This is a genomic window from Butyrivibrio sp. FC2001 (assembly GCF_000424125.1).
In the GTDB taxonomy this organism is placed as follows: domain Bacteria; phylum Bacillota; class Clostridia; order Lachnospirales; family Lachnospiraceae; genus Butyrivibrio.
Map to the genome: position 1 here is coordinate 56,764 of NZ_AUJH01000016.1, position 18,028 is coordinate 74,791.

13 protein-coding genes are annotated in these 18,028 nt (G+C 34.3%); all 13 read left to right on the forward strand.

From position 1 onward, the window contains the following. Positions 1-198 precede the first annotated feature (198 nt). The 13 genes from G601_RS26115 (at position 199) to G601_RS0109980 (ending at position 18,000) form a co-directional block, all read left to right on the forward strand. Entirely contained in the window at positions 199-426 is a 228-nt protein-coding gene (locus G601_RS26115; protein ID WP_155834506.1) for a hypothetical protein, read from the forward strand. Between the two features lie 149 nt (positions 427-575). Continuing rightward, the gene (locus tag G601_RS0109925) at positions 576-1,712 is read left to right on the forward strand and encodes a glycosyltransferase family 4 protein (protein WP_035790614.1); all 1,137 of its coding nucleotides are present in this window, start codon (positions 576-578) and stop codon (positions 1,710-1,712) included. A 53-nt stretch (positions 1,713-1,765) separates the two neighbouring features. Next, entirely contained in the window at positions 1,766-2,578 is an 813-nt protein-coding gene (locus G601_RS22810) for a glycosyltransferase (RefSeq protein WP_035790616.1), read from the forward strand. A 1-nt stretch (position 2,579) separates the two neighbouring features. Then, complete coding sequence (locus tag G601_RS0109935; protein ID WP_026665243.1) at positions 2,580-3,989, forward strand: hypothetical protein; 1,410 nt, start codon at positions 2,580-2,582, stop codon at positions 3,987-3,989. Positions 3,990-4,155: 166 nt separating this feature from the next. Beyond that, entirely contained in the window at positions 4,156-4,971 is an 816-nt protein-coding gene (locus G601_RS22815; RefSeq protein WP_051205728.1) for a polyprenol monophosphomannose synthase, read from the forward strand. Then, positions 4,968-6,122, forward strand: coding sequence for a hypothetical protein (locus G601_RS0109945; protein WP_026665244.1), 1,155 nt, complete (start codon positions 4,968-4,970; stop codon positions 6,120-6,122). Before G601_RS22815 ends, G601_RS0109945 begins: the two co-directional genes overlap by 4 nt. A gap of 16 nt (positions 6,123-6,138) precedes the next feature. Beyond that, entirely contained in the window at positions 6,139-6,705 is a 567-nt protein-coding gene (locus G601_RS0109950; RefSeq protein ID WP_026665245.1) for a hypothetical protein, read from the forward strand. Between the two features lie 116 nt (positions 6,706-6,821). Then, on the forward strand, positions 6,822-7,586 hold the full coding sequence (locus G601_RS0109955; protein ID WP_035790619.1) for an ABC transporter permease: 765 nt from the start codon (positions 6,822-6,824) through the stop codon (positions 7,584-7,586). Between the two features lie 14 nt (positions 7,587-7,600). Next, positions 7,601-8,350, forward strand: a complete 750-nt coding sequence (locus G601_RS0109960; RefSeq protein WP_242834406.1) for an ABC transporter ATP-binding protein — start codon at positions 7,601-7,603, stop codon at positions 8,348-8,350. Positions 8,351-8,428: 78 nt separating this feature from the next. Then, on the forward strand, positions 8,429-10,243 hold the full coding sequence (locus G601_RS0109965) for a glycosyltransferase (RefSeq protein ID WP_026665248.1): 1,815 nt from the start codon (positions 8,429-8,431) through the stop codon (positions 10,241-10,243). Positions 10,244-10,330: 87 nt separating this feature from the next. Further along, entirely contained in the window at positions 10,331-12,895 is a 2,565-nt protein-coding gene (locus tag G601_RS0109970) for a YfhO family protein (protein ID WP_026665249.1), read from the forward strand. Then, entirely contained in the window at positions 12,892-15,135 is a 2,244-nt protein-coding gene (locus tag G601_RS0109975; protein ID WP_026665250.1) for a hypothetical protein, read from the forward strand. Before G601_RS0109970 ends, G601_RS0109975 begins: the two co-directional genes overlap by 4 nt. A gap of 63 nt (positions 15,136-15,198) precedes the next feature. Further along, the gene (locus G601_RS0109980) at positions 15,199-18,000 is read left to right on the forward strand and encodes a YfhO family protein (RefSeq protein ID WP_026665251.1); all 2,802 of its coding nucleotides are present in this window, start codon (positions 15,199-15,201) and stop codon (positions 17,998-18,000) included. Positions 18,001-18,028 lie beyond the last annotated feature (28 nt).

Consider the following 18,028-nt stretch of genomic DNA (forward strand, 5'->3'; position numbering starts at 1 on the left):
TAAAATACAGTTATATTTAAGATGATGAAATTGAATGAAATATATATCACAAAAACGTTAATTATAACTCGCGTTGTTATATTTAAATTTGATAGAAAGGATAGTGTTGAGTGGACAGCAGTAATTAAATAAAGATTTGTTTTTGTTCTGTGCAATATGAATTGTTCCACCAAAACTCATGAAAGGTAGGTAATTTCATTGCATTATAATAAAATCAAAGATGTTCTTTTTAAGAGGGGAGGACTGAATCATGCCATAGTAATGGCTATGCACACTACTGAATCCTTCAAGTACCTGAAGGATGAGGCAGTTTATCTGGAGAATGCCAGAACTCTGCTTAGGGATGAACTTCTAAGCTGCTATGCGTTTTTAGATAAGTATGATCTGTTTGAGATTTATCTGGATGACAGGGATGGGATTTTATAAAATGCATATTGAGGGATTCAATTTTTGATAATTTATACATTAACCGTACAAATATCAAATAAATCCATATAATTGACGCTAAAAACAATAAAATATATACTATAGATATTATAAAGGGGAAGCAGGTAGTATCAACTGTATTATTGGTTATGAAAAAAGCGTTAATTGTATCAAGCACGGGTGGTTTTTTATCGCAGTTTTTGGAAAATGATGTTCAGGTTTTACAGGAAAAAGGATATGAGATCCACTATGCATCTGATTTTGATAATCCAGTATATGAATTTAATCCGGAAGCATTAAGAAATGAAGGCATAATCATGCATCAGATTGTCATGCATAAAAAACCGTGGCATTTGATCAAAAACACCAAAGGGCTTATACAGCTTTCGGAATTGATAAATAAAGAGGATATTTGTCTTGTTCATTGTCACAATCCTGTTGGCGGTATGCTGGGGAGACTGTCTGGTTTTTGTTCTGGAAGACATCCATATGTAATCTACACTTCTCATGGCTTTCATTTTTTTAAAGGCGCTCCGAAGTCGTATTGGTTGATTTTTTATCCGATAGAGCGCTTTCTTGCCAGATTTACAGATATGATCATAACGATTAATAAGGAAGATTATAAGCGTGCATGTGGATTTAAACTTAGGAAAGGTGGTCATGTAGAACTTTTGCATGGAGTGGGGCTTGATACTAAAAGATTTCATCCTATGCCGGAAAAAAGGGATGCTGTAAGGAAGGAACTTGGAATACCGAAGAACGGATTCCATATCGTGACAGCTGCTGAGCTGAATAACAATAAGAATCAGATGGCAGTTATCGAAGCAATCAGAGAACTGGATGATGAGAATATATATTACAGTATCTGTGGAAGAGGTGGCAAATACAAGGAGTTAAAGAGTTTTGTGAAAACAAACGGAATGGCTGGGAATATAAAACTCCTTGGTTATAGGAAAGATATGGAGAGAGTTCTGCAGTCAGCTGATGTGTTTGCTTTTCCGTCCAAGCGAGAGGGATTTGGAATGGCTGCAGTAGAGGCACTTAGTTGTGCTGTCCCTGTTATCGCTGCAGATAACCGTGGAACCAGAGAATATATGAAAAACGGTGAGAACGGAATAGTCTGCAGAGCTGAAGATATTAAGGACTATGAGAGAGCTATTGTAACTATTAAAAATAATTCGGATATAAGAGAAGCGTATTCTAAAAAAGCGCTTGAGCTTTCAGCAGATTTCTCAAAAGAAAAGTCCAAAGAGACGATGCGCGAGATATACAGTAAGATTGTGTGATGCCAGGCGGGAATCACAGTTATAGAAAAGTAATAACGATGGGGAGATGACGTATGGAGACGGTAGAAATATCCGTCATAATGGGGGTTTTTAGCGGACAAAATACAAATGAACTTGACCGTGCAGTGAATTCTATATTAACCCAAACCTTTCGGGATTTTGAGTTTATCATCTATGATGATGGGTCTAATCCTAGAGCTTCAGAATTTATAAAAGGTCTTAGGGATAGAGATAAGAGGATTATAGTTATTGGAAGTGAAGAAAATCACGGACTGGCATTTTCGCTTAACAAATGTTTGGAAAAAGCAAGGGGTAGATATATTGCCAGAATGGATGATGATGACATATCTCTTCCCAAGAGATTGGAGAGACAAAGGGCATTTTTGGAAGCTCATCCTGAATATGACTGGTGTGGATGCAATGCAAAAATCTTCGATGAAGAGGGAGTCTGGGGAGTTACTACAAGACCGGCTCATCCTACTGCAGAGGATTATCTAAAATATTCACCATACATTCATCCTTCTGTTATGTACAGAAGATCAGCTCTTATAGAAAACGGCGGATATATGGCAAGAAAGGAAACTCTTCGTTGTGAAGATTACGAGATTTTCATGAGGCTGTATCAGGCTGGATTCAAGGGATGCAACATGCAGGAAGTTCTCTTTAAGTATCATGTTGACAGGGAAAATTATCATAACAGAGACTTTAAGTACAGAATATATGAGATGAAGGTTCGTTATGAAAACTTCAGAAAAATGGGTCTCTTGTTTCCGTTTGGATGGTTATATTGCATGAGGCCTATAGCAGGGGCTTTTGTTCCGGTAAAAATGATTGAGTTTATTAAGCATAAAAGGGCGGCAATATAGCATGGACAGACTTTTGTATTACAAAAAAGTGCTAGAAAAAAATCCCGGATATGACAGGGCATTAAGTAAATGTATGGAGGAACTGATTAAGGTTCCTCTTTTTTCTGATGCAGATAAACAAACGGAAACTAAAGAACTAAAAGATAACATTACTCATTACATACATACCTGGGCTCCGGTATTGACAGAGTTTGCGGAGTGGGTTCTTGAGAGCGCTAGGAAAGATGGGATAAAAACATTGTACTTTCTCTCCAGAGATGCATGGCCTGTGTACAGAGCAGCAATGAAAATTGCAGACAGTAAGGCTACGAAGAATGCGGAATATCCTACACTTCGATATTTGCGTGTGTCCAGGTATGCTCTCCGCGTTCCTGAAATGGCAGTGGATAGAGACGATTTCCTAAACATGATGTTTCTTAGTGGAATTGATGTAACCATGAGGAAAATACTGAGCAGAGGTGCTCTTGATGAAAAAGAGATGTTTGAGTTTACAAGGATAATAGGATATGCGGATGATCTGGATAACATCATAGCAAGACCTCAGATTCTTAATTGGAAAGAAAAAGCAGAGAAGCATAAGGAAGAATTGTGGGAGATTGTGAAAAAAAAGGCTGAGGAAAGACTTCCGAATGTAATTTCTTATTTTGAGCAGGAAGGAATGTTTTCCGGTGAAAAAATAGCAGTAGTTGACAGTGGGTGGGTAGGGACTACTCAGAGGAGTCTGTTAAGGCTGCTTAATTCAGTAAAGCCTGGCACAGAATTAAATGGGTATTATTTTGGACTGTATGAAATTCCAAAGGATATGAAACAAGAGAACTATCACGCTTTCTATTTTGAACCTAAAGGAAGTATCAAAAGAAAAGTCTATTTTAGTAATTGCCTCTTTGAGGCGGTGAGCTCAGAGGCAGCGGGTATGACCTTGGAATATCGGAAGGAAAATTACTTGGATCGTGGAGATGTGATTGTTCCGGTGACTGCTGACTATGGAAGTCTTAATCAAAATTATCTGGATACCATGCAGCCTTATCTTGAGCTCTTTGCTAAGGTATATTCTGAAGAATGCATAAGTGATAACGGAGTAGGAATTACTGAAGAAATTCTCTCAAGGCTAATGGCAAGACCTGATGAACTGGAGGCCAGTAACTACGGAAGCCTTAAATTCTGTGATGATGTCCTGGAGGGGGATGCGCAGGATATAGCTGCGCAACTGGATTATTCTGATATATGCAACTTAAGACTATTACACAAGACAGTTATCTGGGCAATGTCCAAGCTTGGCATAAAGGCGCCTGCGATTCATGAGAGCGGTTGGATTTATGGAAGCATAGTCAGATGTGGGAAAAATATTGGATTTAGTCTTTTTTGTGCGAGGATATATAACTATCTTATGTACATAAGAAAATCAATATGATTCAGAATCAGAAGTAATAGATTCAAAAATTAAAGGCATTAAAATGGTAAATATCACATCTATGAAAGGCGCTATTACTGTTTTATGGAAAAAACGGAAAGCTAAGATAAAATAGTGTCAATAGTGTATAATTAGCAATGTTAAACACTATAGATTGTGTCTTTCTATGTCTGTAAATAATTATCTAAAGGGGAGTTCAGGGGTGTGTAAATTAAGTATTGTTATTCCAACGTATAACGAAAAAGATAATATTGATGAAATAGTAAAGCGAATCGATGCTGCATTGGTAGATGATGCGGGAAGTATGCTTGAAAAGGAAATACTATTTATTGATGATTCTACGGATGACACTCCCAAAATAATAGAGAGTATTTCCAAACAGAAGCCATATATCCGGTATAAGCATCGCGAAAACGAAAAGGGATTGGCAACTGCAGTAATGCTGGGCTTTCAAATGGCAAAAGGAGAATATATTGCTGTAATGGATGCCGATTTACAGCATCCACCGGAAATCCTGAAAAATATGTATGCAACGATTATTAAGAGTGGTGCTGATTTATGTATTCCAAGCCGCCTTATACCTGGAGGGTATGATGGCGGATTAAACTGGTATAGAAAAATTATTTCCGGAACAGCAAGGATAATAGGTCAGATGCTGCTTCCATGTCTGAGAAAAATATCAGATCCTACCAGTGGCCTATTTATGTTCCGTAAATCTATACTTGCTGAAGCTGATATGAGACCTATTGGATGGAAGATTATGATAGAGGTACTTGCAACCACTTCATATGAATCGATTGTGGAGCTTCCATATTCTTTTCAGGATAGATTTTCAGGAGAATCAAAATTGAGTGGAAAAGTTACATTCCAATATTTGCAGCAATGCTTTTCGTTGAGGAAACGATATATTCATAACAAGGTTGATGTGGTGAGGTGGAATAGCGCTGAAATGGAAGAAGCTGTCAATGAGGTGTTTGCATGAAAAAAATAATGCCCGAAGAAAAGAGGATAATTCTATTTATCATTGGGGCCTTTGTAGTCTCAAGAATGATAATCTATTGGGTTTGCCATTCTTTGACTGGTGAAATAGCACCGGCACAGATTATTAAAAGCCTTTCTGTATTTGATTCTGAATGGTATGGATATTATGTGGATTTGTTCTACACTAATGAATTTGTTGGAATGAGACCTAATGGTATGGCTCCATGGGCCTTTTTTCCTTTATACCCATTATTGGTGAACATATGCCATAGGCTTATGGGTGGAATGGTTGCTGTGAATACTGTTGGGGCAATACTGAGTTCTATATTATTTATGCTGGCAGAATTCTGGGCATATAAATATATTATGTACACCAGGAATGATAAAAAAGTGGCATATACTTTCATAATATTTATGTCATTTGGTGCTTATTCATTTTATTTTTCAATTCTGTATACCGAATCATTATTTTTGCTATTACTGGTTCTTTGCTTTTATCATATGGTAAAAGGTAATTATTTACGTATGGGATTGTTTGGCGCATTACTATCTGCAACACGTAATGCAGGTGTCTTTTTTGTATTTGTAATACTTGTTTATCAGATCATGAAATACTTAGAAAGCCATAAAGATAAGTTCTATAGATTATTTATAGGATTCTTAAAATATGTTTTTGCGCAGGAGCGGCTTGTGCTTGGTACATTCATGGTACCATCCGGACTTTTTGCATATATGCTTTATTTGCATTTTAAACTGGGGGATGGATTTGCTTTTGTTCATGTGCAGTATGCCTGGGGAAGAGAAAACGTTGGTGTCTTTAAGAACTTATACGATGCTGTCGTTAAACAATTTCCTGCTGATTACCTTGGATTAGTTTTATTGTTTTTTTTGGCTGTGCTGATATATTCATTTTTCGTTAGCAAAAACTATTATGAGCTAGTGTATCCACTGATAATTATTTATTTGGGCGCTTCTTCAAGATTGCTGTCTATACCTAGATTTATGGTAGGAGCATTCATTCCTGTGTTGTGCTTTTCTGAACATTTTTCAAAACTCAATAAGTGTGCCAGGATAATCATTCTATGCATGGTTTGTGTTTTTGAAATGATATTAGTCAGAGAATGGATTCATTGGAACGGCTATTTATGCTGACTTGAGGTGTATGGTAATGAAAAAAATATTATTTTATTTTGCTTCGGCTATTTTACTTTTTGCATATATTTGGGTTTTGTTTCTGAGTATGGATACTTCAAATGTAGATGATTCATATGATTTATTTTATTTGCAAAAGGAATTGAAATATTATTCTGCCGAGGAGGAATTGCTTGAATATTGTGAAAATGTGGTGTTTGAATATACCAAAGATGGGAATAATAAAAACCTGGGATGGGGATGGGATAATTCTGAAGAGAATGGTACATGGTCTATAGGAAATAATAGTACCTTCTTTATTCTTGTAAATAATCCCGATGATTTATATGATCTTCAGATTAAAATTAATGATGGGGCAGGATATAAAAATAATTTGTTTTTGAATGGAGAAAAAATAGGGACAATACTTCCAGGGGAAAATGAATATCATCTTAGAATAGATAAATATCTTACAGATGGTTTTAACAAATTTGAGATTGTATCAGATGAAGAAGTGATACCGTATAATGAGAAAAATGCTGAATCTGGAGATAAGCGAAAATTGAATATTCTTGTAAATACTATTACATTAAAATCATTATGATTATATGAGTCCGCTAGTTTGACGGTTCTTTAGTAAGAATATATACTTGAATGAGTACTATAGTGTAGATATAACAAAAAGATTTCTAAATATATAACTATAGTAATGGGGATAGTATGGAAGAAATAAAGCAGTACTGGTTTGTGATCAGGGAGCTTACGGGGAGAGAAATAAAAAGAAAATATGCCAGATCGTATCTGGGGATTCTGTGGAGTGTGCTCAGTCCACTTCTTTATATGTTGATAATGAGCCTGGTCTTTTCCACAATGTTCAAGGGGAGTATCCTTAACTTTCCACTTTATTATTTAACCGGATTTTTATTTTGGAATCTTTATGCTCAGATTAGTGATAGTGTTATGACTGTTTTGGTTGACAATAGAAGTCTGCTTCTAAGAGTTAAGGTGCCCAAAAATGTATTTATACTATCACGATGCTATACTGCATTAGTTAACTTTTTATATAGCTTAGTGGCTTTTTTGCCACTGCTTTTTCTTATGGGGATAAAGCCTTCAATTACAATGTTATTATTACCTATAGATATGATGCTATGTGTAATGTTTGGCCTTGGAATAGGATATATTCTTTCCGTTCTTTATGTTTTTTTTGCTGATATCAGATATTTGTATTCAGTAATGCTTACACTTCTTATGTATTTATCAGCAATTTTTTATCCGATTGATGAAGTTCCGGCAGCAATGCAGCTTGTAATAAATACTAATCCCGTGTATTGCTATATGCGTTTTGCAAGGGAGATTATGATTAATGCTACATTTCCTTCTGCGGGATTATGGGCGAAGGTTATCCTATGGGCAGTTTCAGCTTATCTACTTGGATATCTGATATTTAAAAGAAGAGAAAATGAAATAATGCAGGTTATCTGATGCAGGAGGTTGTAATGGAACGTAAACCAATTATCCAGGTTAAGAACGTATCTATGAAGTATAAGATAAGTACTTCTAATGTATCCGGAATAAAAGAGTATTTCATAAAAAGTATAAAAAATGAAATCAGTCACCGCGATCTATATGCGCTAAATGATGTATCCTTCGATATATATAAAGGCGAAGTGGTTGGGATCATAGGTACAAACGGATCAGGTAAATCGACGCTTTTTAAACTTATTGCTGGAGCTATAAATCCTACAGAGGGTGAGATAAAAGTGAATCGTAAGAAATTACAGATGCTTACTCTTGGTACCGGATTCGACATGGAGCTTTCCGGACGTGAAAACGTTTATCTAAATGGTGCGATAATTGGATATTCAAAAAAATTCCTGGATGAGCATTATGATTCCATAGTTGAGTTTGCTGAACTTAAGGACTTTATGGAAGAGAAGGTCAAGAATTATTCTTCAGGTATGGTATCAAGATTGGCATTTGCAATTGCTACAGCAGGAGATGCTGCTGATATTTTGCTTCTTGATGAAGTGCTGTCAGTTGGAGATGAATTCTTCAGAAAAAAGAGTCTTGCGAGAATTAAAGAGATGATTCATGGCGGCTCAACAGTGCTTCTTGTCAGTCATGGTATGGAAACGATTAGAGATCATTGTGACCGTGTTATCTGGATTGAAAAAGGTGTGAAGCGCATGGATGGAGATGTAAGAGCTGTGTGTGATTCTTACAGCGAATCCGAGGTTGGCGTATAATCGCAAAAAAATTGTCTGGGAATGCTTATTGGGAGGAATGTATGAAGTCTGATTAAGGATTATCATACTGAGAGAAATATGGAATATAGAATTCAGAATATTGTTTTACCAAGCGAGACTAAACATAAACAATGTAGAGAACTTTTTTATAGGGAGGATAGTGGTTTTGTAGATGATGAAAATCATTCTCTTGTACTTGGATATGGACAGAAAGTTGATTTTACAACATATATTAATGCCTGTTCATATAAAAAATGGAAGGAATATACAAATGCTGGAATATTAAAAATATATCTTGAGGTAGAAGGAAAATGCAATATTCAGTTTGTGGGATATAGCAGAAATAATTGTGATGTCGAGAGGCGAGATTATGCTCTTATTAGAAATGATAATACAGAAAGAACTATAATCGAGTATCAGTATCCAAATAATGATGAATATATGAATGGATTTGAACTTTTTGCTAAAGACAGATGTGTTTTTTATGGAGGCTATTATACAGCTGAATGCGAGGAGGATAAGCTGAATGAGGTTAATCTTTGCATTGCAACACCAACTTGCTATAAGGAGAAATTTATAGAAAAAAATATTAACCTCATTCGGAGTGAGCTAATTGATAGTGGCGAAGAAATTAGTGATCATCTTTTTATTCACGTTGTAGATAATGGAAGGACACTTTCTGAGACGGAAATCAGTGGTAAAAATATATTTCTTCATCCCAATAGCAATTCTGGAGGTGCTGGTGGGTTTGCCAGAGGAATGATTGAGTCCATGCATCAGGAGAGAAATGCAACGCATGTTTTGCTAATGGACGATGATATTTTAATACTTCCAGAGAGTATTCGTAGAACATATTTTTTACTTAAATTGCTTAAGAATGAGTATGAAGAGTCCTTTATTAGTGGGGCTATGCTATATTATGAAGAGCCATATAGCCAGCACGAAGATATTGGCACAATTACACCGTACTGTACATTTGTTCCGCTGAAGCCAAAATTTGACCATAGAGATATTGAAGATAATCTTGCAAATGAGGATTTTTTCATTAAGCAGCCAAATGAATATGCAGGTTGGTGGTATTGCTGTATTCCTATATCAGTAATTAAAAAAAATGGTCTGCCGTTGCCAATTTTTATAAGATGTGATGATATAGAATATTCTCTTCGTTGTAACGCTAATATTTTAACAATGAATGGAATCGCAGTATGGCATATGGGGTTTGTTAAAAAGTACAATGGAGCATTTGATAAATATCAACAGTGTAGAAATTTGTTGATTGATAAAGCATGCTCAGAAATGTTGGGGAATGTGGATCTCGATATATTTATCCATCGGAGCTTTAGAACTCAGATGCTAAAGTATAATTATGATGCAGCTGAATTGGTTTTGCGGGCATTTGAGGATTATGTCAAGGGACCGGATTTCTTGAAAGAAAATAGGGGCGAAGAAATAGTTCGTGAAAATATGAAGCTGAATGATAAATTAGAGCCATTATCAAATTTTGGATGTGTTCATATGCAGAACTTGTTTGATTGCTATTATGATCCGCCAAGAACATTTAAGAATAAATGGCTATTAAGATTAACATATAATGGACATTATTTTATACCTATAAAATGGCTTAAGAAGAATCCTGCTGTGATTGCTTTCGACGATACATACCAGCCAGAAAAGATGACTTTATGCAAGAATCATTTGGAGGTGAATCCATATGATCAAACAGGCAAAATGCTTACGATTGATAAAAAGAGATTTATGGATTTGTATAAGCGTTATAGGAAAGTAAGGAAGTATTATTTAAAAAATAAGCCTAAAATTATTAAACAGTATAGAGATGAGAAAAAGAATCTTACATCTGAGGAGTTTTGGAAGAAGTATTTGATGATGGAGTGATTGCTATTTGGTGAAAATGGCATCCATATAATGAATAGTCAGGATGTTGTATAAAGAAAACATATAGAAATATGGGATGCTTGGTACATGAATGTTGAGAACGCTAATGTAGTTAATTCAGATGACAGTAAAGAAACGATAACTTTTTTATTTTATTGTATTGCTTTTGGGGTGACTTTTTTAGCTATGCTTGTTATCTTAGCGGTGGTTGGTTATGCCCCCTTTGGGGATAAGTCTTTAGCCGCTGATGATGGATATTGGCAATACATGGACTTTTTTGGTTATTATAAAGATGTTTTGACTGGCAAACAGAGCGTGTTATACGCTTTGAGTAATGGATTAGGACAGGCTTCACTTCCGGTTTTTATGTATTATCTGGCATCACCATGGAATCTGATAATTATCTTTTTTGATAAAACAGAGTTACATAGTTTTTTTGATATTGTTGTAGCTCTTAAAATAGCAACTTCGTTTGTTACATGTTCCTTTTATTTGAGTAAAAGGTTTGAGAAAAGAATCGGTTTTATTATAAATATTGCATTGTCCTTTTCTTATGCTTTTATGCATTACAATATTTCTAAAGCACAATGCCCTATGTGGCTTGATGGGGTGTATATGTTACCAATTATGGCCCTAGGCATATATAAGCTGATAAGGAGGAAGAACCCTAAGTTATTGGCTATATCATTTACTGCATCAATATTGTTTAACTGGTATACTGCGGGGATAAATTGTCTTTTTTCTTTTCTGCTGTTCATATTGGAGCTTTCTATATTATATAGTGATGGCAAAAACGAGACAAATATAATGGCTGGAATCAAAGCATTTGTTCGATATTGCTATGCTATGATCTCTGGTGCTTTGTTAAGCATGTTTATAATACTTCCAACGTTAAATATTATGAGATGTGCTACTAGAGGTAGTGCGGATAAAAAAGAATTAACAATGGAGATCTTGGGGAACTGTTTGAATTTTTTCGATAGATATTCATATGGAGCAATCAGTGAAAGAGGGGCGCTTGGGGTTTATTCCGGAGGATTGTTATTGTTTGGATGTATCTGCTTTATGTGTGCAAAAACAATACCAACAGGAATAAAGATAAGTGCAAGTATTATCCTTGGTATATGTGTTTTTTCATGCTATTGGAAACCTTTGTTTTGGTTACTTTCTCTGTTCCAGGAATCAAGTAGCTATTACTATAGATTTTCATACATAGTGACGTTTGCAATGCTTTTTATGGGGGCATATTTATTTGCTTATAATGCAGATGTTTCTTGGAAGAAGGTATTTATTTTTGTGTCTGTTTTTGCTGTGTATCTATTACGAAATTGTTTTTCTTCTACTTCGGAAGTTGGGGAACTGAAATTATATACAGTAATAGTTTTGGTGGTGGTTGCATTTTTGCTATTTCTATTTTTTAGAAATGGATCGACTTCTATTTGTAAGAGAACAGTTTTTTCATTGATGATACTGATTCTGACAGTATTTGATGTTTCTTATAATGCATCTTTATTAATGAAGATATATCCATCTATAGATTCTGTTTCAGATTTTGAAGTATATCAAAACGAACAGGAGAATATGATAGCGGAAATCAAGAATCAGGATAAGTCATATTATAGAATAACGCAGACCGCAGCTAGAGCAAAAAACATTAATTCACTTGCTAATCTTGATGAAGCAATGGGGTTTAATTATTGGGGCTTAGAAAATTATACATCTACGCCTGACGCTGGATTGATAAACTTTTATGACAAAATTGGCTATAAAGTTTATATGTCCAGACTTGTTGAAAAGGCAATGTCTATTTTGACAATAGATTCCCTCTTGGGGGTGAAATATATTGCATCACCATACAAATATGAAGGACTTATTTATAGAAAAGATCTTGGTGCGCATAATGATAAGAGCATATATGAGAACCCTTATTATATGCCTATGATTTTTAAATATAAAGCTGATGATGAGTTTTATTCCGATGAACAAAATGCATTCCTGTATAATAACCAACTTTTTAATTATATAAGTGGTAGAGAAAAAGATGTTTTTGTTTCAATAGAATACAAAGAAAGTAGAGAGGGAAATCAAAGGTCATATGTATTTGATATTCCCAAAGGTAATTACGCACTGTATGGAAATATTCCCTGGAAATGGGATGCAAATGCTACGCTTGATCTTAATGGAAGATTAAATTTGAAATATTCAGTGATTCATTCATTAGGTATTTTTTATGTGCCTATTTCAGAGGGAGATACTAGTGCTTATGTGAATGTTAGTGCTGAGAATTTTGATGCATTTGATAAACCGGAGTTTTATCTGCTTGACTTGAATTATTTAGGAGAAGTAAGCGACCAGACAAGAAAGAACTCTTTGCAAAATCTTGTAGTTACAGATACAAAAGTGACAGGAACGATAGAGGCAGATGAAGGTGATTATTTATTTACTTCTATCCCATATGCTGATGGTTGGACTGTTAAGGTTAATGAAGAAATAGTTGAGCCGGAATTTATAGAGGATTGTCTAATGATAATACCTCTTGATGAAGGATATAATGATGTTTCTATGAAATATTCTTGTCCATTATTTGTTTCGGGGATATGTTTGTCGGTATTAGGAATATTATTGTTGCTTTTTTATGGGGGCAAATTATGAAAATATGTAAAAGCATAACGAATCAAGTGCTGATCGTTATGATGGGGGTGTATCTTTTTTATTGCAGTACTCAAATAACTACTTTTAATTTTGTTTATCCTAGTTCATTAGAGAATAAAATATTAAAAGTTATGATGTTACTAGTGATTTTTAAAGTTATACTGAATTTTCGTGACAAAAATTTGATTCCGGCAATAGGGGTGGCACTGGTATATTTTCTTTCATGGAAAGAAGTTAGATATAGTTTTCTGATTTTTTTAGCCTTAATAACAATAGGCTGTGTAGGTGTGAATTATAAAAGGATTCTGAAATGCTATCTTGTAGTGATTGCGTCAGTTATTATTTTAGCAGTATCGGCATCGCTATGTGGAACGATTTCCAATCTTGTATTTCCTGTTGCAAATGGGAATATTCGAAGCTCATGGGGAATATGTTATCCTACTGATTTTGCATCAATTATAGTGTATTTGATAATGGTTGCGTTTTCTTTGCTGCTGACTGTGCCAGCTTCATTTTTTTTTATTCCGATAATTCTGGGAATGGGAATATCTATTTTTATTACGCGAAGTATAACTAGTAGTGTATGTTTATTATTGTTTTCTATTGCTGTTATATATATGACGCTGTATGAAAAAACAGAGGATAACCATTCTATTCATCAGAAATACATGAAAATATGCAAGGGGATGCTTATTGGGGTGTTCCCTATATGTGCATTATTCGTTTTTGGGCTTATTTTTTTGGGCTATAGTGGTTATATTTCAGTATCTGATTTTAATAGATATACACATAATAGGTTAGGGCTATCGATAGACGCTTTAAATAATTATGGTATAAAACCATTTGGCACGGCATTTGATCTGATTGGATGGGGGTTTTCTACTGTAAAAGACACTCGATATAATTTTATAGATTCAAGTTATCCACTCATTCTTATAAGATATGGATGGATTACGTTTGTCGTAATATCTATTCTTTGGATATACATGATGGTGAAGGTTATTAAGGCTGGTAATATGAGACTTGCATTCGTAATGGCCATTATTGCAGTTCATTCTATATCCGAGCATCATTTTCCGGAAATTAACTATAATATATTTCTTGTATTACCTTTTGCAGACTATGGGAAAACAGAATATAACAGCGCTGTTTCTCTTTCTGTATGGTGGGGGGAGGGAAAAAATAGAAAGAAAAAACAAATATTTGCAGTTTATATAGCAATCGCCATCATGATATGTGCATTAGCTATTCCTTATGCTATTTCGTGGTTAAGAACGGCATTTATTGGCTATAGTTATATAAATGGCGGGAATAAAGTTATAAAAGTTATTTTGTTTTTATTTGTGATATTTGTATCGGTTATTTTGCTTATAGTCAGCTTTGGTAAAGTACTGACAGAATATCTGGATGGAAAGATAATTTATCGCAAGTATATTGCATTAAGCCTTGTGAGCGTAATGCTTCTTTTTGCTGCTGCGAGTAAAACAGTAGCTATGGTGGATAGAATAAGTGGGTGGATGACTACTCGTATAGATGATAATTATGATGCTATAGCATTGATTCAGAATAATTCGCTAGGGAAGTTTTACGTTGATAAATATCCTGAAGTATATGGTAGGAAAATTAAAAATATAAGTAGATCTTTTTTTAACGGAGAAGATCTTGCACGCTACAAAAATGTAACTGTTTTAGTTGATAGAAATTTTGACTCAAATTGCTTTTTTAAAGCAGGTTTTTTGTATATGCCTATATCAGACACAGATGCAATATATACAAATGATATAGGAGTGATAAATGCCTTTGAGAACAAAGGGAATCACATGACTAATTTTTTTAGTGATATACAAAATGTTAGTTTAGATAATTTAAGTGTTCTTAATGAATTACCTATGACGGAGAATGGAGAGTTGTTGATGGAGGGGCAAGACCATTCATTAATCCATGGACCCTATATTGATATGAGCAAAGGGGATTATACTGCCACCTATAAACTAAAAATAAATCCATTGCCATATAAAACAAATTACGAAGTGGCAGAAATAAAGATAAATACGTATTGGGGACAGAACACGATTTCTCAAAAAGATATTTTTAGGAGTGACTTTGACGAAAAAGGAGAATTATCCTTAGAACTTCCATTTAAGATTACAAGTGGAAAAGCAGTTGAATTTCTTGCAATAGTTCAAGGCGAAAATCAGGTTGTGATTTCGAGTATAGAATATAAAAGATTGCAAAAGTAAGATTTTTGTTGATTTGATAATAAATATGTTTGATAGAGAGGCTATTTTGGAGGTTAGCTGGAGATGAATGGAGTGAAAGCTAAATTAGAGAATTTATTCACTAACGATTGGGAAAAAAGATATTATTCCATATATACGTTGTGTTTCTTGATACTTGCTTTATGTGGCTTTTCGTGGTTCTTTTTTACTGGAAGATCTTTGATATGGATGGTAGACGGTTGGGATCAGCATTTTAAAGCGTTAGTATATTATTCAGAATATCTGAAGGAAATCTTACATCATTTAGTCAGGGAGCACCATATTGTTATTCCTGATTGGGATTTCTATATTGGTGAAGGTGCAGATATTCTTGGTACGTTGCATTATTATATTATAGGAGACCCAATAGCTTTATTATCCGTTTTGGTACCTTATGAATATATGCATATTTTTTATTCGGCTTCTTGTATTTTTCGGTTATATCTTTCTGGAATGGCTTTTTCTGAATTGTGCTTTCATAATAAATCAATTGGTAAAAAAGGAATTTTAGCAGCATCACTTGCATATTCTTTTTGTGAATTCGGACTTTTAAATGCAGCTAGACATCCTTATTTTTTGAATCCTATGATTCTTTTTCCAATCATTTTATTAGGAATTGAGAAAATAATATCAAAAGAAAAACCGTATCTTTTTATTATTTCAATAGCCATAGCAGCCATTTGTAATCTTTATTTTTTTTACATGATTGTAATACTGACAATTGTATATGTTTTTATAAGATTGCTTTTTATTTATAAAAAGAGTATTGAGAGCTTATTAGTGCAATTGCTCAAATTGGGGATATACGCTGTGGTTGGGGTATGTATGGCTGGTATGATATTTCTGCCGGTATTGATGATGTTTATGTCAGATAGTAGATTGTCAATTTCACAGCCGTTTCATTGGGTTTACGAACCCATACATTATAGTATGCTACCAGGGGCTATAATTACATATGACGCTCCAAATTGGGCATGTATGGGGTTTGCGTTACCGGTTGTATTAGCAGTTTTTATTCTTTTTTTTAAGAAGTCAGACGGTATCCTTAAAGTATTATTTATATGTAGTTTGTTGGTGCTTTTGTTTCCTTTGGGAGGACGTATTCTTAATGGAATGCAATATGCGACAAACCGGTGGATTTGGGCCTTTGCTTTATTGTGTGCATATATTTTGGCTAAGGAATGGGATGAACTGTTACAACTGTCTAATAGGAGATGGGGAGCGCTTTTTGCAGGAGGGATTGGCTTCTATGTGATTTGTATTATTTGTGGAAAGTCTAGAAACACAGCTGCATTTTCTGCAATATCTTTATTGTTTATAACTTTGATAGGAATTCATAATGATATTATTATTTCTAAGAGATATATAAAGGAATGCTTTTTGCTACTTATGGTAATGATTAGCATTGTTAATGTTGCATTTTGGCATTTTTCTCCTGAAACAGCTAACTATGTTAAAGAGTTTAAAGAAAATAGAAAGATATGGGACGATTGGAATTATAATGATTCAGTAAAAGTTAAGTCTGTTTCAGATGATGCATATGTTAGATATTCGGGAAATAATCTTGATATTAATACAAATATGGTAAATAAAGTTTCAACTACACAATATTATTGGTCAAATAGCAATCCATATATGAATGAATATCGGCAAGATCTTGAAATGAGAGAATCAAAATATTACAAATATGTTGGATATGATGATCGAACAACACCATTGACTTTATCAGCGTCTAAGTATTTCGTTGTTCATAATAAAGAAGAAAATATTATTCCTTATGGTTATGACGTCGTTGATAAGGATGAAGAATATACAGTTTACAAAAATAAATATGATCTTCCGTTAGGCTATTTTTATGATTCATACATTCCTGATTACGAGTGGGATACACTTAACCCAGTGCAAAAACAAGAAACGCTATTGGATGCTGCCTGTGTTGAGGAGGATTTTGAAGATTTAAATGAATATACTAATGAGATGAATGATTACATTGTTCCATATTCAGCTGGATTAGAGGGAGAAATATCCTTTATTGATCAAGGGGTATTAACAACAGCTGATGATACTAGAATGGTCCTGACATTTGAACATGAGATTGATAAGGAGGAACTGTATGTTGGTTTTGAAGGACTAAGGTTTTATGGTACACCGGAATACGATTTATATTTTGGAAATGAAGAAATTGATCCCAATAATTTATATGATAAGACTGCATGGGATAAATTAGATCGCAATAGGCAATTTGAAATAAAGCAGGAAAAAAAGTATTGGAATTCTATAGTTAATGTGAATGTTAGTATTGAATCTGATACGGGAAGCAAGAAAAAAATAAACTATTTGCAACCTGAAGCAAGATTTTCAAGTGGAAGACATGATTTTATAACCAATTTGGGATATGCGGAAAAAACTGTGACTACTGTAACGATTACATTTCCAAAGCGTGGTAGATACATGTTTGACAGTCTTACGGTATATACAGTGCCAATGGCAGATTACAAAGAAAAAATAGAAAGATTGAAGCAGGATACGCTCGATAATATTCAAATTTCAACTGATACAATTTATGGGAAGTGTAATCTTGATGGTAAAAAGCTACTATGTGTAGCGACACCTTATTCGAAGGGATGGAAAGGGTACATTGATGGCGTGGAAGGAGAGGTGTTGCTTGTTAATGCCCATTACATCGGAATGTTAGTAGATGAAGGAGAACATGAAATCTTGTTCTATTATAGAACACCCTACAAAAAAGAAGGAATACTGCTTTCGCTGTTGGGGATTGTGATGTACATCTGTGTAATATTTTTCTATAAGAGTAAAAAGCATAAGATACATGAGAAATTGCAATGATGTGATTCTAAAGAATTAATATTCTGGC